This window comes from Streptomyces sp. NPDC046870 (genome assembly GCF_040704595.1).
GTDB classification, from domain to species: domain Bacteria; phylum Actinomycetota; class Actinomycetes; order Streptomycetales; family Streptomycetaceae; genus Streptomyces; species Streptomyces argyrophylli.
In genome coordinates, this window is sequence record NZ_JBEYXM010000006.1 from 185,358 (window position 1) to 203,302 (window position 17,945).

Genomic DNA, 17,945 nt, shown 5'->3' on the forward strand with positions numbered 1-17,945 from the left:
CGTTACGGCACACAGGGCCGGAACGCCACACGGGCGCCGTACGTTTCCCGTACGGCGCCCTGTCCGGGTCGTAGAGTTGCGCGCACGCCATCCGCAAGACCGACCGATTACGAGGCTCTTCCGTGCGCCGACGCTCACTCCTCCTCGCCGCCGTTCCCGCAGGACTGGTCACGCTCGCCGGATGCGGTGACGACAAGTCCGACTCCAGCAAGACCGGCGCCTCACCGTCGGCCTCGGCGTCGTCCGCGCCCCCGCCCAAGATCGTGGACGGGCCGCTGCCGGCGGTCACGGCGGGCACGAAGTTCGGCGAGAAGCCGACCGTCGCCAAGGGACCGGGCGACCCGTCGAAGAACCTCGCGGTGAAGACGCTGATCGCGGGCAGTGGCCGCACGGTCGCGGAGAACGACTTCATCCAGGCGAACTACCTCGGCCAGATCTGGAGCACGGCCAAGGTCTTCGACAACTCCTACGACCGCAAGCGCCCCCTGGTCATCCAGCTCGCCCAGGGCGGCATCATCGACGGCTGGCGGTACGGCCTCGCGGGCAAGAAGACCGGCAGCCGCGTCCAGATCGCCGTCCCGCCCACCTGGGGCTATGGCACGGAGGGCAACGCGCAGGCGGGCATCAAGGGCACCGACACCCTGGTCTTCGTCATCGACCTGATCGACTCCTTCAACTCCAAGAGCTCCGTCAAGGGCACGCCGGTCCCGCAGAACGACGCGGCCCTGCCGAAGGTGGCCACCAACACCGACGGCCAGGTGCCCAAGGTCACCGTGCCCAGGACCGACCCGCCGAAGAAGCTCGTGTCGGAGTACGTCCTGGAGGGCGACGGTCCGCAGCTGAAGGCCGACCAGACAATCCTGTGCCAGTTCCAGGGCCTGGTCTGGGACGGCGGCAAGACCTTCCAGCGGACGTACGGCTCCGGCCGGCTCAGCCAGTTCTCGCTGGAGCAGATGCAGCAGGCGGTCAAGGGCCTCGCCCAGGGCCTGACCGGCAAGAAGGTCGGCAGCCGGGTCCTGATCGTCGTCCCGCCGGACCTGGGGTACGGCGACAACCCGCCGAGCGGCGGAGTCATCAAGAAGGGCGCCACCCTCGTGTTCACCGTGGACATCCTCGCGGCGATGTAGCGCCCGGGCGCCCGGGGCGGGCGGGAGACCCGCGATGATGAAAGACTGTCCACGTTTCGTGTCGTACACAAGCAGGAGCTTTTGACGTGAGCATCGACAAGCCCGAGATCGACTTCCCGGGCGGCGAGCCCCCGGCGGACCTGGAGATCAAGGACATCTGGGAGGGCGACGGACCGGTCGCGCAGGCGGGCCAGAACGTCACCGTCCACTACGTGGGCGTCGCCTTCAGCACGGGCGAGGAGTTCGACGCCAGCTGGAACCGCGGCACGCCGTTCCGCTTCCCGCTGGGTGCCGGCCGGGTCATCAAGGGCTGGGACCAGGGCGTGCAGGGCATGAAGGTCGGCGGCCGCCGCCAGCTGACCATCCCCGCCCACCTCGCCTACGGCAACCAGAGCCCGACCCCGGCGATCAAGCCCGGCGAGACCCTGATCTTCGTGGTCGACCTGCTCGGCGTCTGATCCACACCAGACCGGCCGGCCGGATCCGACCGGAACCGACCACCTGGGGCCCATGCCTGCTCGGGCATGGGCCCTCGGCTTTTGTCACCGACCCGCGGAGCGGTACGGTCGTCGGTCGGAAGCACCATAGGGAAGGCGAAGGGCGTCGATGGCCATTGCCAAGGCCGAGCGGCTGATGAACCTCGCGCTGTGTCTGCTCGGGACGCGGCGGCCGCTCAGCAAGCGGGAGCTGCGCGAGTCCATCGAGGCCTACCTGGAAGCGGGCAGTGACGACTCCTTCAACCGCATGTTCGAGCGGGACAAGGACGACCTGCGGGAACTGGGCCTGGTCATCGAGACCGTCGAGAACCTCGAAGGCGAGGTCGGCTACCTCGCCCGCCGCGACAGCAACCGCCTGCCCCCCATCACCCTGGACGCCGAGGAGGCCGCCGCCCTGGGCCTCGCCGCCAAGGTCTGGCAGCAGGCCCGGCTGGCCGGGGCCGCCAGCGGCGCCCTGCAGAAGCTGCGCGCGGCCGGGCTCCCGGAGGACGTCGACCCGTACGAGGCGCACGGCGCCCTGGAGCCGCGCATCCCGGTGCACGAGGCCGCCTTCGAGCCGCTGATGCTGGCCTGCCGCGACCGCCGCCCGGTGATCTTCGAGTACCGCAAGGCCTCCGCCGCCCATCCCGAGCCCCGGCACGTCGAACCGTGGGCGCTGGAGTGCTGGCGCGGCCACTGGTACCTGGCCGGCTTCGACCGCGACCGGGGCGCCGAGCGCGTCTTCCGGCTCTCCCGGATCACCGGCAGGGTCCGCTCCCGGGGCACGGGCTTCACCGCGCCCGTGCCGGACGTCGTCACCGTGCGCGAGACCGTCGCCGGCTGGGCCGGTGAGATCGCCGACCGCTCGGCCCTGATCCGGCTGCGCTCCGGGGCCGGTTACCCCCTTCGGGCGAAGGCCACCGCGGTCCGGGAACTCGGACACGGCTGGGACGAGTTGGAGATTCCGTACGGGCACGGCCTGGACGCCTGGCTGGTGGAGTTCGGGCCGGACGTGGTGGTCGTGGAGCCGGCCGAGCTGCGGGCCGACGTGGTGGACCGGCTGCGCGCCGTGGCCAAGGGCTGAGGGGGAGCGGGACTGTGGCAGTCAAACCGGCCAGGACGGTCAACGCCATCGACCAGACGCGGCGGATGCTCTCCCTGGTGACCTACCTCCGAGAGCGCCCCGGCGCCCGGATCGCCGATGTGGCGCGCGCGTTCGGCATCACCGAGGACGAGCTGGTCGCCGACCTCGATCTGCTGCCCATGTGCGGCACCAGCTTCCGCGGCGGCGACCTGCTGGACATCGACACCGACGGCGAGCGCATCTGGTGGCACAACCCGGCCGCGCTCGGCGAGGAGGCGGCGGAACCGCTCCGGCTCGCCGCCGACGAGGCCACCGCGCTGCTGGTCGCCGCCCGTGCCGTGTCGACCCTGCCCGGCCTGCGCGAGAGTGACCGCCAGGCCCTGCTGCGGGCCACCGCCAAGGTGGAGGCCGCGGCCGGTGAGGCCGCCGGTGCCAGCTCCCGGCTGTCGGTGACCTTCGAGTCCGAGGGCGGCGTCTTCGCCGATGTGGACCGGGCGATCTCCGAGCGCCGCCGGCTGTGGATCCGCTACTACTCCCCGGCCCGGGACGAGGTCACCGAGCGCGAGATCGATCCGATCCGCCTGGTCAGCGTGGGTCACACCTATGTGGAGGCATGGTGCCGCCGCTCCGAGGCACGGCGCACCTTCCGCCTCGACCGGGTCGCCGAGATCAAGATCCTCGACGCGCCCTCGGCCCCGCCCGAGATAGAACTGCGCGACCTCTCCGAAGGGCTGGTGCAGCCGGCCGCCGAGGACCCCGAGGTGGTCGTCGAGGTCGGCCCCGGTGGCCGCTGGGTCGCCGAGTACTACCCGCACGACAGCGCCGATGAGCTTCCCGACGGCGGGCTGCGTATCACTCTGCGTACCCCCGACCCGGCCTCCCTGCGCCGACTCGCCCTGCGCCTCGGCCGTGACGGCCGGATCGTCTCCCCGCCGGAGCTGGCGGAGAGCGCCCGCAGAGCGGCGGCGGAGGCGTTGGCCGCGTACGACGCCGAGCCGTCGGTGGGCCCTTCGCGGTGAGGCGCGTCCGCAGGGGGGCGGGAAACCGCGCCGCGAGCCCCCGTGGCGTCGCGGACACGCGACGGCACGACGCGGCGGTCCCAGCGACGCCGCTGGTGAACGACCGGAAGAAGGAGCGAGGCCTGTGAGCGAGCGTGCGGGTGAGATGACGGCGGCGACCGCCTTCGCCGGCATGAGACGAGCGGTCCCGGTGATGTTCAGGGCCGGCTGCCCGGACTGCCGCGGCCGCTTCGAACTCGCCGCCGGTGCGCTGCGCCTCGCCATCGGCGCCAGCAGCCGGACGACGTTCTACTCCTTCACCTGCCCCGACTGCGGCGCCGCTGTCCGCAAGCCCGCCGGGGAGCGGATCGTCGAGCTGCTCACCGGCGGCGGGGTGAGGACCCTGCGGCTGCACTCCACGGTGTAGCCCCCCGCGTCGCGCGTCGGCGGACGGTCTAGGCTCGCCTTCATGTTCTGGCCGATGTTCGCGGTAGCGATGGGTTTCCTGGGGGTCGCCGTCCTGGGGGTGCTCGCCGTGCGGGTGTTCCTGGAGGCGCGGCGCCTCGGGGAGCAGGTCGCGGACTCCGCACGCCGTATCAGCAGGGCCGCCGAGGATCTGGAACGGGCGTCCGCGAGCGCGGCCCGCGCTGTGGACGCGCTGTGAGCGGTGCCGGGCGGTGCCCGTGAGACCGGCGGCGCAAGCGCTTTGCGTCACTTCGCCCTGTCATGCTGCCCTGTGGGACAGGTACGCTGCTGGTCATGGTGTGGAGAACGAGGCCCGCACCGTGGACCGGGAGTACGCACGGGGATTGCCTCACGTTTACCCCTGAGCGTTACGATCGCTGCCAGCATGACCATCGGACACATGTCCGACTGGTCGGACAGCACCCCACCCAGCCGCCTCGGTGAGAAGGTAAAGACTTATGTTCGGAAGGCTCGGAGCTCCCGAGATCATTCTCATCCTCGTCGTCATCATCCTGCTGTTCGGCGCGAAGAAGCTTCCGGACATGGCCCGCTCGCTCGGCAAGTCCGCGCGCATCCTCAAGAGCGAGGCCAAGGCGATGAAGGAAGAGGGCGGCAGCACGTCCGCCCAGGCGCCCACCACGGGCGAGCAGCCCCCGGCGCAGCGCACCATCCAGGCGGCCCCCGGTGACGTGACCAGCTCGCGGCCGGTCAACGAGCCGACGGACACCACCCAGCGCTGACGCACGGCCGGAAGCCCCCGGCCTGCCGCACGAGATGAGGACGTGGGTTGCTCAAGCCTGCCCGCAAGAAGGAGAGGGATCCCGAGGGGCGGATGCCCCTCGCGGATCACCTTCGTGAGCTCCGCAACCGGCTCGCGAAGGCGATGCTGGCCATCGTCATCGTGACGATCGTCGCGGCCTTCTACTACAACGACATCATCAACTTCCTGACGAAGCCGATCCTCGACTCGGTCGGCTGCCCGGAGTCCTTCGCACAGCTGGCGCATTCCGACGGCAAGACCCAGTGCGCGGAGATCACGATCAACGGTCTCCTCGCGCCGTTCACGCTGGCCCTCCAGGTGTCGCTGATGGCGGGTGTCGTGCTCGCGTCGCCGATCTGGCTGTACCAGCTGTGGGCCTTCGTCGCGCCGGGCCTCCACCGTCACGAGAAGAAGTACGCCTACGCCTTCGTCTTCACCGGTGCCCCGCTGTTCTTCGCCGGTGCCTTCTTCGCGTACAAGGTGCTGCCGACCACCGCGAAGGTGCTGATCGACTTCACGCCGAACGGCGACATCAAGAACCTGCTGCCGCTCGACGACCTGCTCCAGCTGGTCACCCGCATGGTGATCGTCTTCGGTCTCTCCTTCGAGCTGCCGCTGCTGCTGGTCATGCTCAACCTCACCGGGGTGCTGACCGGCCGGCGCATGCTCGGCTGGTGGCGGGCCATGATCCTCGGCATCACGGTCTTCGCGGCCGTGGCCACCCCGAGCACCGACCCGCTGTCCATGCTGGCCCTCGCCGGGCCGATCTGGGTGCTGTACTTCGGCGCGGTCGGTTTCTCCCTGCTCAACGACAAGCGCCGGCGCCGCCGCGAGGCGTCGGGCCCCGCCGACGACGAGGCCTCCGAGCTCGACCTGACGCCCGAGGACATCGGCGACGTCGAGCCCGTCCCGGCCGCCCGGGCCCTGCCCGAGCAGGCGAGCACCGACCGGGTCAACGGATACGACGACGTGACCTGAGCCCTCACCGAGCCGCCGCGCGATGCCCCCGCCCCCCGAGGACGGGGGCATCCGTGTCCCACCGGGCCGTCCGCCGCGATTCTTCCGGTCTTCTTACCCTCCGGTTCTCTTACCTTCAGACTGTCGTCCGGAGGGTCATCCGGATAATGATCGTCCTGTTGTCAGCGGGGCCCGGTACGCTCGAAAGCACGATGACAGAGGACCTCTCACCGGCCGAGCGGTACGCGGCAGCCCGCAGGCGGGCAGCCGAGCAGGCCACCGCGCTCGCCTCCTTCCGCGAGATGTACGACTTCGGCCTCGACCCCTTCCAGATCGAGGCCTGCCAGGCCCTCGAAGCGGGCAAGGGCGTCCTGGTGGCCGCCCCCACCGGCTCGGGCAAGACGATCGTGGGCGAGTTCGCCGTCCACCTCGCCCTGCGGCAGGGCAAGAAGTGCTTCTACACGACCCCCATCAAGGCGCTGTCGAACCAGAAGTACGCCGACCTGTGCCGCCGCTACGGCACCGGGAAGGTGGGCCTGCTCACCGGCGACAACAGCGTGAACTCCGACGCCCCGGTGGTCGTGATGACGACCGAGGTGCTGCGGAACATGCTCTACGCCGGCTCGCAGACCCTCCTCGGCCTCGGCTACGTGGTCATGGACGAGGTGCACTACCTCTCCGACCGCTTCCGCGGCGCCGTCTGGGAAGAGGTGATCATCCACCTGCCCGAGTCGGTGACCCTGGTCTCGCTCTCCGCCACGGTGTCCAACGCGGAGGAGTTCGGTGACTGGCTGGACACCGTCCGCGGCGACACGGACGTGATCGTCTCCGAGCACCGGCCCGTGCCGCTGTTCCAGCACGTCCTCGCCGGGCGCCGGATGTACGACCTGTTCGAGGAGGGCGAGGGCCACAAGAAGGCCGTCAACCCCGACCTGGTCCGCCTCGCCCGCATGGAGGCCACCCGGCCGTCGTACCAGGACCGCAGGCGCGGACGGGCGATGCGGGAGGCCGACCGGGAGCGCGAGCGCAGACAGCGCTCGCGCGTGTGGACCCCGGGCCGCCCCGAGGTCATCGAACGGCTCGACTCCGAGGGCCTGCTCCCGGCCATCACCTTCATCTTCAGCCGCGCCGCCTGCGAGGCCGCCGTCCAGCAGTGCCTGTACGCGGGCCTGCGGCTCAACGACGAGGAGGCGCGGGAGCAGGTCCGCGCCCTGGTCGAGGAGCGCACCGCCTCCATTCCGACCGAGGACCTGCACGTCCTCGGCTACTACGAATGGCTGGAGGGCCTGGAGCGCGGCATCGCCGCCCACCACGCGGGCATGCTGCCGACCTTCAAGGAGGTCGTGGAGGAGCTGTTCGTACGCGGTCTGGTCAAGGCCGTGTTCGCCACCGAGACCCTCGCGCTCGGCATCAACATGCCCGCCCGCTCGGTGGTCCTGGAGAAGCTCGTCAAGTGGAACGGCGAGCAGCACGCCGACATCACCCCCGGCGAGTACACCCAGCTGACCGGCCGGGCCGGCCGCCGGGGCATCGACGTCGAGGGCCACGCCGTGGTGCTGTGGCAGCGCGGCATGAGCCCCGAACACCTCGCCGGGCTCGCGGGCACGCGCACGTATCCGCTGCGCTCCAGCTTCAAGCCGTCGTACAACATGGCGGTCAACCTGGTCGAGCAGTTCGGCCGGCACCGCTCGCGCGAGCTGCTCGAGACCTCCTTCGCCCAGTTCCAGGCCGACAAGTCGGTCGTCGGGATCTCCCGCCAGGTGCAGCGCAACGAGGAGGGCCTGGAGGGCTACAAGGCCTCCATGACCTGCCACCTCGGCGACTTCGAGGAGTACGCGCGGCTGCGCCGGGAGCTGAAGGACCGGGAGACCGAGCTGGCCCGGCAGGGCGCGAACGAGCGGCGTGCGGAGGCCGCCGTCGCGCTGGAGAAGCTGAAGCCGGGCGATGTCATCCACGTGCCCACCGGCAAGTACGCGGGCCTGGCCCTGGTCCTGGACCCGGGCCTGCCCGCGGGCCGGTCCAACGGCCACCGCGGCTTCGACCACCACGACGGGCCGCGGCCGCTGGTGCTGACCGCCGAACGGCAGGTCAAGCGGCTGGCGTCGATGGACTTCCCGGTGCCGGTCGAGCCGCTGGACCGGATGCGGATCCCCAAGACCTTCAACCCGCGCTCGCCGCAGTCCCGCCGGGACCTCGCCTCCGCGCTGCGGACCAAGGCCGGGCACATCCCGCCGGAGCGGGCGCGCAAGAAGCGGTCCCAGGCCGCCGACGACCGCGAGATCGCACGACTGCGGACGGCGATCCGGGCGCATCCCTGCCACGGGTGCAACGACCGCGAGGACCACGCGCGCTGGGCCGAGCGCTACCACCGGCTGCTGCGCGACACCTCGCAGCTGGAGCGGCGCATCGAGGGCCGTACGAACACCATCGCGCGGACCTTCGACCGGATCGTGGCCCTGCTGACCGAGCTGGACTATCTGCGCGGTGACGAGGTCACCGAGCACGGCAAGCGGCTCGCGCGGCTCTACGGCGAACTGGACCTGCTGGCCAGCGAGTGCCTGCGCGAGCGGGTCTGGGAGGGGCTGGCCCCCGCCGAACTCGCCGCCTGCGTCTCGGCGCTGGTGTACGAGGCCCGGGTCGGCGACGACGCGATGGCGCCGAAGCTGCCCTCCGGCAAGGCCAAGGCCGCGCTCGGTGAGATGGTCCGCATCTGGGGCCGGCTCGACGGGCTGGAGGAGGAGTTCCGGATCAGCCAGACCGAGGGCGTCGGGCAGCGCGAGCCGGACCTCGGGTTCGCCTGGGCCGCGTACATGTGGGCGTCCGGCAAGGGGCTCGACGAGGTGCTGCGGGAGGCGGAGATGCCGGCCGGGGACTTCGTGCGGTGGTGCAAGCAGGTCATCGACGTGCTCGGGCAGATCTCCGCCGCGGCTCCCGCGGAGGGCTCGACCGTGGCCAAGGCCGCGCGCAAGGCCGTCGACCAGTTGCTGCGGGGTGTGGTCGCCTACTCCTCCGTGGGCTGACCCGTCCGGCGAGGGCGTACGGCAAGGCCGTGACCGGGTGATGGCGGTCACGGCGTGGGAACGGGGGCCGCACCCTTGGGGGTGCGGCCCCCGTCGTCATTTCACCCCGCACGGTGAGCGACTTTCGTACGCCCGTGCGCCGTTACCGTTCGTGTGCGAGTAAAGACCCAGCGTGCAAAAGGAGTTGAGAGTACTCCGCTCGCGGGGCGATTTCAGGTGCTTGCCGAATATGACACGGGCGATGATCCGGTCGGACTAAGCTCGCCCGCGGCGCACCGAGTTGAGATGAATCGTGCGTCTGTTCCCCAATGCGGAATGTATCCCGAACAGTTCCGTGCACCTTCCCCCCACTTGCACCCCCGAACCCAGCCGATTCGTCCCAGAAGGCATCCATGGTGAGTGTTCAGAAGCCTCCCGGTCGCCGCGAACGTCCCTATGCGCGCGTGCTGTTGCCGCCGGCCATGGTGATGGCCGCGGCGGCCGGGGCCGCCGTCGCCCTGGTACCGCCCACGGCCCGGCTCGCCGTCGGCGTGTGCGGAGCACTGGCCGTCCTGCTGGTCCTCGGCACGGCCGGGGAGGCCGCCCGGCGTGGCCGTCTGCTCCGCGAGGCGCGGGCCGAACACGCCGGCCACGCCGCGTACCTGGAGCAGCGGATCGCCGCGCACAACGATCTGATGGAGCGCTTCGCCACCGACGTCCTGCCCGCCGGCTTCTACCGGCTGCGCCGCGGCCAGGTGCTCCGGGACGTCGTACGCGACGTGTTCGACGCGGACCCCGAACTGCGCGGCCTGCCCGAGGGCTACCGCGAGCTGGTGCGCATCGCGCTGCGCGGTGCCGACCAGGAGATCTCGATGCGCGACGCCACCGAACGCTCCTTCGTGAGCGTCGCCCGGCGCGTGCAGGCCATCGTCCACCAGCAGGCGTACGAACTCCGCGAGATGGAGGAGGACCACGGCCGCAACCCCGAGGTCTTCGACGACCTCCTGCGCATCGACCACGGCACCTCGCTGATCGGACGGCTCGCCGACACCATCTCCGTCCTCGGCGGCGGCCGGCCCGGCCGTCAGTGGCCCAAGCCGGTCTCCCTCTACAGCGTGCTGCGCGGCGCGATGTCCCGCATCCTGGAGTACCGCCGCATCAACCTCGCCTCGATCGTCAACATCAACATCAAGGGCACCGCGGTCGAGCCGGTCATCCACGCCGCCGCCGAACTCCTCGACAACGCCACGCGCTACTCACCGCCGTCGACGAAGGTGCACGTCACCGCCGTCGAGGTGCAGGCAGGCGTCGTCATCGAGATCGAGGACTGCGGCGTCAGCCTCAGCGAGGAGTCCCGCGCCCGCATCGAGCGGATGATCGAGGACGCCAAGAACGGCGAGGACGCGCACAACCTCGGCGAGAACCCGCGTCTCGGCCTCGCCGTCGTCGGCCGCCTCTGCAAGCGGTTCGACATGGACGTCTCGCTGCGCGCCTCCGCGTACGGCGGTGTCCGCGCGATCCTCGTGGTGCCGCGCGTCATGACGACCACCGAACCCGGTGTCGGCGCCGCGCACGGCATCGGTGCCGCCGCCGCCCAGATCCCCACGGCGGACGCCGTCGAGGGCCCCAAGCGCCCGCCCAAGAAGCGCCGTCCCACCAGCCCGAAGATCCCTGCCGGGATCTCGCTGGAGGACGACGTCCCCGAGGTCACCGAGTGGACCGCGGGCGGTCTGCCGCAGCGCCGCAGCCGGGTGAAGACCCCGCTCAGCCAGCGGTACGCGGAACAGGCCGCCATCGAACGCGCCGAGCGCGAGGGCCGGCCGACCATCTGGTCCCAGAGGAAGGCGGAACCGGAACCCGAGCCCGAGATGGACCCCGAGCGCAAGAAGCTCATGGAACGGCCGCCGGGCATGTGGATGGAGGCCTTCTGGGACGGTCTGCGCGAGGGCATGCCCCCGGACACCCCCACCCACGAACTGACCGACTTCACGCTCCACCCCACCAAGTACGTGCATCTGCTCAAAGATTCGGCCGACCCCGTCCAGGGCGCCACCGAGGCCGACGACGAGGGGGACTCCCAGTGATCCAGCAGCGAGGCAACCTGGACTGGATGCTCAAGCAGCTGAACGACGGCGTACCGGGCATCGAGATGATCGTGGTCCTGTCCGCCGACGGCCTGCGCATCGCCCGCTACGGCGGCGACCCCGACGCCGCCGACCGGGTCGCCGCCGCCTGCGCGGGCGTGCAGAGCCTGGCCGGCGCCATCGTCCAGGAGCTGCCGGGCGCCGGCGACATGAAGACCGTCGTGTTCGAGATCGACGGCGGCTACTTCTACCTCATGAACGCCGGCCCCAACGCCTACCTCGCCGTGCTCTCCGACGTGACGTGCGAACCGGGGCGGATGAGCGGCATGATGCGCGACCTCGTCGTCCGGATCGGCGCCCATCTCACCAGTCCGCCCCGGCGGAACGGGCAGACCGTATGACACCTCCACGACGTACGCGGCGCCGGCCGCAGCCCCCGCCCGCCCCGCGGCCCCCGCGGCTGCCGCAGCCCCCGCAGCCTCCGTCGCGGGACGCGGCGGGGGCCAAGGGGCCGGGCGACAACCCGGAGCGGCTGTACTCCGTCGCCGGGGCCGGCGACGGCGCCCGCGCCGAACTCGACCTGGTGACCCTGATCGTGGCGCGCTCCGGGCCCCCGGTCTCCGCCACCCCGGAGCAGGCGGCGGTGCTCCGGCTCTGCGGGACCCCCCTGTCCGTGGCGGAGCTGTCCGCCTACCTCCGACTGCCGTTCAGCACGATGACCGTCCTGCTCACCGAGCTGATCACGGCCGAACTGGTGCAGGCGCGCGCCCCCATCGTCCGCCAGGCGCTCCCCGACCGTTCACTCCTCGAAGCGGTGATGCATGGACTTCAACGGCTCTGACACCCTCCCCGGCCCGCGCACCGAGGACCACCTGCCGCACACCGCGCAGGCCGCGGTGAAGATCGTGATCGTCGGCGGCTTCGGGGTCGGCAAGACCACCATGGTCGGTTCGGTCAGCGAGATCAGACCGCTGACCACCGAGGAGACCATGACCCAGGCCGGCATCGGCGTCGACGACGACTACGGCTCCGAGTCCAAGACGGCCACCACCGTGGCCATGGACTTCGGCCGGATCAGCATCACCGAGAAACTGGTCCTCTACCTCTTCGGCACCCCCGGCCAGGAGCGCTTCTGGTTCCTGTGGAACGGCCTGTTCGAAGGCGCGCTCGGCGCGGTCGTCCTGGTCGACACCCGGCGCCTGGAGGTCAGCTTCGACGTGATGGGCCGGCTGGAGGAGGGCGGCGTGCCCTTCGTCGTCGCCGTCAACTCCTTCCCGGACGCGCCCCGTTACCCGGTCGAGGAACTGCGCACCGCGCTGGACCTGAGCCCGGACATCCCGATCATCGACTGCGATGTGCGGCGCCGGGCCTCCAGCAAGGACGTGCTGATGACCCTGATGGGCTTCCTGCACTCCCTCGCCCTGTCCGGCGCCCTCGTCTGACCGGCAGCCCACCGACCCCGACCCCTTCCGCTCCGGAGCGACCACTGTGACGCCTGAATCCCCCTCACCGACCGGGACACCCGACGCCCTCTCCGGTCCGCCACCGGGCTGCCCCGCGCACGGCCTCGGCCCCGGGGGGCCGCGCCGGCTCTACGGCGCCGACGCGGAGGACCTCGGCGAGCTCTACGAGCGCCTGCGCGAGGAGCACGGCCCCGTGGCGCCCGTGCTGCTCCACGACGACGTACCGATGTGGGTGGTCCTCGGCCACGCCGAGAACCTGCAACTCGTGCGGAACCCCTCGCAGTTCACCCGGGACAGCAGGATCTGGACCCCGCTGCGCGAGGGCGTGGTCAAGCCCGACCACCCGCTCATGCCGCACATCGCCTGGCAGCCCATCTGCTCCCACGCCGAGGGCGAGGAGCACAAGCGGCTGCGCGGCGCGGTCACCGCGGCCATGGAGACCATCGACCACCGCGGGGTGCGCCGGCACATCGGCCGCTACACCCAGATCCTGGTCAACAGCTTCTGTGAGCGGGGCCGGGCCGAGCTGGTGTCCCAGTTCGCCGAGCACCTGCCGATGGCCGTGATGTGCGAGGTCCTCGGCATGCCCGAGGAGTACAACGACCGGATGGTGCAGGCCGCGCGCGACGCCCTCAAGGGCACCGAGACCGCCATCCAGAGCCACTCCTACGTCATGGACGCGCTCAGCCGGCTCACCACCCGGCGGCGCGTCCGGCCCGAGGACGACTTCACGAGCCATCTCCTCACCCATCCGGCCGGGCTCAGCGACGACGAGGTCCGCGAGCACCTGCGGGTCGTCCTCTTCGCCGCCTACGAGGCCACCGCGAACCTCCTCGCCAACGCGCTGCGCATGGTCCTCACCGAGCCGGGGTTCCGGGCCCAGCTCAACGGCGGCCAGATGACCGTGCCGGAGGCGATCGAGCAGTCCCTGTGGGACGAGCCGCCGTTCAGCACGGTCTTCGGCTACTACGCCAAGCAGGACACGGAGCTGGGCGGGCGGCGGATCCGCAAGGGCGACGGACTGCTCTTCGCGCCGGCACCGGGCAACGTCGACCCGCGGGTGCGGCCCGACCTGTCCGCGAGCATGCAGGGCAACCGCGCCCACCTCGCCTTCGGCGGCGGCCCGCACGAGTGCCCCGGCCAGGACATCGGCCGCGCCATCGCCGACGTGGGCGTCGACGCGCTGCTCACCCGGCTGTCCGACATCCAGCTCGACTGCGCCGAGGAGGACCTGCGCTGGCGGTCGTCCATCGCCTCCCGGCACCTGGTGGCCCTGCCGGTGCGCTTCGAACCGAAGCCGCAGCAGGACGTCGACATGCCGCCGCGGGCCATGCCGGTCCCGCCGCAGCGCTCCGACTGGCAGGTCGGCACCCTGGGCGCCGATCGGGCACCGGCCGCCGAGCCGGCCCCGGCACCCGTGCGCGCGACCCTCCCCCCGGCTCCCGCCCCTCCGGCCCCTCCGGCCCCGGAACCGCCCCGCCCCCGGGGCCTGTGGGGCCGACTGCTGCACTGGTGGCGCGGAGAGTGACACGGCGCCGCCGCCGGCGGCACCTGCTCCGGGGAGCGGGTGCCGGCCCGGCCCGGCGCGATCCGGACGAGAGGTCCTAGGTTCCGGCCGTCCACGCCTCGGGCGACGTCCACGCGTGCAGGGTGCGGGTGCTGGTGAACGCGTGTTCCGTACCGGTGACCGGGTCGGTGAACTCCAGTCGGCGCGCGAGCAGTTGCAGGGGGCGGCGGAAGTCGCCGGCCGGTACCGGGGCGGTCACCTCGGGGTACAGCGGGTCGCCGAGGATGGGCACGCCCAGCGCGGTCAGGTGCACCCGGAGCTGGTGGGTCTGCCCGGTGGCCGGCACGAGCCGGTAGCGGCCGAGGCCGGCCCGGTGCCCGGCCAGCTCCACCCGGGTCTGCGCGTTCGGCTCGCCCGGCACCTCCCGCGCGGCCGGCACCCCGCGCTCCTTCACGATCCTGCTGCGCACGGTCCGGGGCAGGACGAGCGCGGGATCGTACGGCGCCACGGCCTCGTACTCCTTGCGCACCCGCCGGTCCCGGAAGAGCGACTGGTACGCGCCCCGCTCCTCGGGCCGCACGGTGAACAGCACCAGCCCGGCGGTGAGCCGGTCCAGCCGGTGCGCCGCCGTCAGCGTGGGTATGCCGAGCTCACGCCGGAGCCGGGCCAGCGCGGTCTGGGCGACGTGCGCACCACGCGGGGTGGTGGCCAGGAAGTGCGGCTTGTCGGCCACCACGATGTGCTCGTCCCGGTACACCACCTCCACCGGGAACGGCACCGGCACCTCGGCGGGCAGCTCACGGTGGAACCAGACGAACATCCCCGGCCGGTACGGGGCGTCCGGCGCCACGGCCCGCCCGTCGGCCCCGACCACCAGCCCCGCGGCGAACATCGACTCGACCACCCCGGCCGGGGCCCCCGTCAGCCGCTCCACCAGATGCTCCCGCACGGTGGCCCACGCCCCGTCCACGGGCAGCCGGACGCGGACGGGGTCCACGCCCTCGCGCTGGGGGAGCGGGGCGGGCGGCGGCGGGGTACGGCGTCTCATCGGGGTCAAGGGTACGGGGGCACGCTCACCCCGCCGGCCGTCGCGAAGAGGCGGTCCGCCGGGCCCGTACTCGGCAGGATAGGGATCATGCCGTTCCTCACCAGCCCCGTCCTGACCCCCGGCGTCCTCGCCCGTACCCCGCAGCCCGCCCTCCCCGCCACCGGCGGCACGCTCCTGCGCCCGTGGCGGGCCGGGGACGCGCCCGCCGTGCACGCCGCCTTCGAGGATCCGGTGCTGCGCCACTGGCACGGCCGGTCCTGCGACTCCGCGGACGAGGCCGCGGGCTGGATCGCGCAGTGGCGAAGCGGGTGGGCGGACGAGCGCGAGGCGCAGTGGGCCGTCGTGGACGAGGGCACGGACGAGCTGCTGGGCCGGGTGGCGCTGCGCCAGATCGTGCTGAGCGACGGCGTCGCCGAGATCGCGTACTGGACGGTGGCGGGGGCGCGGGGCCGTGGCGTCGCCCTGCGCGCCGCGACGGCCCTGACCCGCTGGGCCTTCGAGGAGATCGGCTTCCACCGCCTGGAGCTCATGCACGCGATCGCCAACCCCGCTTCCTGCCGGGTCGCCGGCAAGGCCGGCTTCGCCCTGGAGGGCACCAAGCGCAGCGCCTACCTCCACCAGGACGGCTGGCACGACATGCACCTGCACGCGCGGGTCCGGGGCGACTGACCCGGCGGGACGGTGCGGGAGCGGAAGACCGGCGTACGAGGGCGGCGCGTCCGGCGTACGGAAGCGGCGGCGTCCTCCCCGGGATGCCGCCGCCCTCTTCGTCCGCTCAGGCAGCCGCCGCCGGGCCGCCCTCCTGCTCGGCCTCGATCCGGGCGTTCCACTCCCGCTTGGAGGCCTGCCAGCCGTCCTCGTTGTGGCCGAGCCGCCAGTAACCGGAGATCGACAGGTCCTCGCGCGGGATCTGGCGCTCGACCCGCAGCAGCCGGCGCAGTTCCTTCACGAAGCCCGCCTCGCCGTGCACGAAGGCGTGCGGCCGCCCCTGTGGGAACTCCAGCCCGCGCACGGCCTGAAGCAGCGCCTCGCCGACCGGCCGGTCCCCGCGGTGCAGCCAGACGACCGGCACCTCGGTGTCGATCTTCTGCTCCTCCTCGGGTCCGGAGACCTCGACGAACGCGTGCGCACGGGCACCGGCGGGCAGTGTCTCCAGGGCGCGGGCGATGGCGGGCAGCGCGCTCTCGTCCCCGGCGAGCAGGTGCCAGTCGGCCTCCAGGTCGGGCGCGTAGGCGCCGCCGGGGCCCATGAAGCGCACGGTCTCGCCGGGGCGTGCGCGCAGCGCCCAGGGGCCGGCCAGGCCCTCGTCGCCGTGGACCACGAAGTCCAGGGTCAGCTCGCGCTGTTCGGGGTCCCAGGCGCGCACGGTGTAGGTCCGGGTCACCGGCCACTGCTCGCGCGGGAACTCGGCGCGGATGCGCTCCAGGTCGAAGGGCTCCGGGTAGACGACTCCGGCGGCGCCGAACAGCAGCTTCACATAGTGGTCGGTACAGGTGTCCGCGGCGAATCCGGCCAGACCCTCGCCACCGAGCACCACGCGCTGCATGTGCGGGGTCAGCCGCTCGGTGCGCACCACCTGGGCGGTACGGGGCTTGCGCGGCTTTCGTCCCGGACGCTCTGCCATCACGGCCTCCTGCAAGGTTGGTTAGGTTTACCTAAGTTAGCACCTCGCGCCGATTCGACACCCCTGGGATGAGCGTGCGATGAGATCCTTTTGCCGGAACATGGGCCAGGGCTCACTCCGCGAGCGTGTGCAGCAGCCGCTGCAAGGAGCCGCCGAGGCCCCACCGGTGCGTCAGTGCCTCCAGTTCCGCCGGGTCGTGCGGGGCGCGCGGCAGGGCCGTCTCGACGTCCGGCAGCGGCACGTCGTCGGCGACCCGCACCACCTTCGGCGCGACCGCGAGATACGGCCGGGCCTCGGTGAGCCGCTTGCGCTGCGACGGCGTGAGCTTCGCCCGCGGGTCGTCGACCGCGGCCATGATCCCGGCCAGGTCGCCGAACTCGGCGAGCAGCTTCGCGGCCGTCTTCTCGCCGATGCCGGCCACGCCCGGCAGTCCGTCGCTCGGATCGCCGCGCAGCAGCGCCAGATCCGCGTACCCCCGCCCGTCGACGCCATACTTCTCGCGCAGCGCCGCCTCGTCGGTCAGCTGGAGCGTCCCGACGCCCTTCACCGGGTACAGCACCCGGACCCGGCGCTCGTCGTCCACGAGCTGGTACAGGTCGCGGTCGCCGGTGACGATGTCCACCGGGCCCCCGGCCCGGGCGGTGAACGTGCCGATCACATCGTCGGCCTCGTACCCCGCGACCCCGACACGGGCGATACCGATCGCGTCCAGCACGTCCTCGATCACCGGCACCTGCGGGGCGAGGGTGTCCGGCACCTCCTCCTCGTCCGGCGTGCCCTCGTGCTCCTCGGCGACCCGGTGCGCCTTGTAGGTGGGGATGAGGTCCACCCGCCACTGCGGGCGCCAGTCGGCGTCCATGCAGGCCACCAGGTGCTCCGGGCGGTGGTCCTTGACCAGCCGGTCGATGAAGTCCAGCAGCCCGCGCACCGCGTTGACGGGCGTGCCGTCCGGTGCCTTCACGGAGTCCGGGACGCCGAAGTAGGCGCGGAAGTACAGCGAGGCGGTGTCGAGAAGCATGAGTCGTCCGGTCACGCACGCATCATGCCGCACGGCACCGACAGCGGCCCCCGCTCCCGGGACGCGTGCGTCAGGGCCGGGCACCGGCCGCCACGACGGCCGGCGGCGCGGCCCCGCAGACAGGTTCAGGCCAATCACCCGGCGTGACGAATCCTGCCCCGTGCCCGGGCACCCGGCCCAGCTGGACGGCATGTTCATCCGCCGGGGTGAGCGGGCCCCGGAGTGCTCCCCGGCCCCCGGCGCTGGCGCGAACCGTGAGGTTTCGGAGGCCCGGAAGTGTCAGGGATGTGACACCCACGTGAAACGGTTTGCCGAACATGCGTAGGGTGCAGAGA

At 72.0% G+C, this 17,945-nt stretch carries 18 protein-coding genes; 15 read left to right on the forward strand and 3 right to left on the reverse strand.

The window, feature by feature from the left end; all coding sequences use genetic code 11:
• The first annotated feature begins 122 nt into the window (after positions 1–122).
• From AB0946_RS16250 to AB0946_RS16315, 14 genes are all read left to right on the forward strand, one after another.
• Positions 123–1,127 carry an FKBP-type peptidyl-prolyl cis-trans isomerase gene (locus tag AB0946_RS16250; RefSeq protein ID WP_366761249.1) on the forward strand — a complete coding sequence of 335 codons (1,005 nt, stop codon included), beginning with the start codon at positions 123–125 and terminating at the stop codon, positions 1,125–1,127.
• Positions 1,128–1,213: 86 nt separating this feature from the next.
• Entirely contained in the window at positions 1,214–1,585 is a 372-nt protein-coding gene (locus AB0946_RS16255) for an FKBP-type peptidyl-prolyl cis-trans isomerase (RefSeq protein ID WP_103812397.1), read from the forward strand.
• Between the two features lie 148 nt (positions 1,586–1,733).
• Positions 1,734–2,687: a WYL domain-containing protein gene (locus tag AB0946_RS16260; protein ID WP_366761251.1), complete on the forward strand. Its 954-nt coding sequence runs from the start codon at positions 1,734–1,736 to the stop codon at positions 2,685–2,687.
• 14 nt (positions 2,688–2,701) lie between these two features.
• Positions 2,702–3,706: a WYL domain-containing protein gene (locus tag AB0946_RS16265; RefSeq protein WP_366761252.1), complete on the forward strand. Its 1,005-nt coding sequence runs from the start codon at positions 2,702–2,704 to the stop codon at positions 3,704–3,706.
• Between the two features lie 145 nt (positions 3,707–3,851).
• Positions 3,852–4,112: a hypothetical protein gene (locus AB0946_RS16270; protein WP_171160135.1), complete on the forward strand. Its 261-nt coding sequence runs from the start codon at positions 3,852–3,854 to the stop codon at positions 4,110–4,112.
• Positions 4,113–4,154: 42 nt separating this feature from the next.
• Positions 4,155–4,349 carry a hypothetical protein gene (locus AB0946_RS16275; protein WP_366761253.1) on the forward strand — a complete coding sequence of 65 codons (195 nt, stop codon included), beginning with the start codon at positions 4,155–4,157 and terminating at the stop codon, positions 4,347–4,349.
• Between the two features lie 259 nt (positions 4,350–4,608).
• A complete protein-coding gene (tatA, locus tag AB0946_RS16280) occupies positions 4,609–4,890 on the forward strand; it encodes a Sec-independent protein translocase subunit TatA (protein ID WP_366761254.1) in 282 nt (93 codons plus the stop codon).
• A 47-nt stretch (positions 4,891–4,937) separates the two neighbouring features.
• The gene (gene tatC, locus AB0946_RS16285; protein ID WP_366761255.1) at positions 4,938–5,888 is read left to right on the forward strand and encodes a twin-arginine translocase subunit TatC; all 951 of its coding nucleotides are present in this window, start codon (positions 4,938–4,940) and stop codon (positions 5,886–5,888) included.
• 146 nt (positions 5,889–6,034) lie between these two features.
• Entirely contained in the window at positions 6,035–8,887 is a 2,853-nt protein-coding gene (locus tag AB0946_RS16290; protein ID WP_366761256.1) for a DEAD/DEAH box helicase, read from the forward strand.
• 392 nt (positions 8,888–9,279) lie between these two features.
• Positions 9,280–10,950 (forward strand): ATP-binding protein, encoded by a 1,671-nt coding sequence (locus AB0946_RS16295; protein WP_366761257.1) that lies wholly within the window; start codon positions 9,280–9,282, stop codon positions 10,948–10,950.
• Positions 10,947–11,351, forward strand: coding sequence for a roadblock/LC7 domain-containing protein (locus AB0946_RS16300; RefSeq protein WP_014671672.1), 405 nt, complete (start codon positions 10,947–10,949; stop codon positions 11,349–11,351). The genes AB0946_RS16295 and AB0946_RS16300 overlap by 4 nt, the downstream gene beginning before the upstream one ends.
• Positions 11,348–11,791, forward strand: coding sequence for a DUF742 domain-containing protein (locus tag AB0946_RS16305; protein WP_366761258.1), 444 nt, complete (start codon positions 11,348–11,350; stop codon positions 11,789–11,791). Before AB0946_RS16300 ends, AB0946_RS16305 begins: the two co-directional genes overlap by 4 nt.
• Positions 11,772–12,392 (forward strand): ATP/GTP-binding protein, encoded by a 621-nt coding sequence (locus AB0946_RS16310; protein ID WP_366761259.1) that lies wholly within the window; start codon positions 11,772–11,774, stop codon positions 12,390–12,392. Before AB0946_RS16305 ends, AB0946_RS16310 begins: the two co-directional genes overlap by 20 nt.
• A gap of 46 nt (positions 12,393–12,438) precedes the next feature.
• Entirely contained in the window at positions 12,439–13,941 is a 1,503-nt protein-coding gene (locus tag AB0946_RS16315) for a cytochrome P450 (protein WP_366761260.1), read from the forward strand.
• Positions 13,942–14,017: 76 nt separating this feature from the next.
• On the opposite strand, the gene AB0946_RS16320 is transcribed toward AB0946_RS16315, so the two are convergent.
• Positions 14,018–14,968, reverse strand: coding sequence for an RluA family pseudouridine synthase (locus tag AB0946_RS16320; RefSeq protein ID WP_366761261.1), 951 nt, complete (start codon positions 14,966–14,968; stop codon positions 14,018–14,020).
• 87 nt (positions 14,969–15,055) lie between these two features.
• Here AB0946_RS16320 and AB0946_RS16325 point away from each other — a divergent pair, with 87 nt between their 5' ends.
• On the forward strand, positions 15,056–15,637 hold the full coding sequence (locus AB0946_RS16325; protein WP_366761262.1) for a GNAT family N-acetyltransferase: 582 nt from the start codon (positions 15,056–15,058) through the stop codon (positions 15,635–15,637).
• A 106-nt stretch (positions 15,638–15,743) separates the two neighbouring features.
• Here AB0946_RS16325 and AB0946_RS16330 read toward each other — a convergent pair whose 3' ends face one another.
• Positions 15,744–16,592 carry a siderophore-interacting protein gene (locus tag AB0946_RS16330; protein WP_366761263.1) on the reverse strand — a complete coding sequence of 283 codons (849 nt, stop codon included), beginning with the start codon at positions 16,590–16,592 and terminating at the stop codon, positions 15,744–15,746.
• A gap of 112 nt (positions 16,593–16,704) precedes the next feature.
• Positions 16,705–17,625 (reverse strand): 5'-3' exonuclease, encoded by a 921-nt coding sequence (locus AB0946_RS16335; RefSeq protein ID WP_366761265.1) that lies wholly within the window; start codon positions 17,623–17,625, stop codon positions 16,705–16,707.
• Positions 17,626–17,945: the final 320 nt, after the last annotated feature.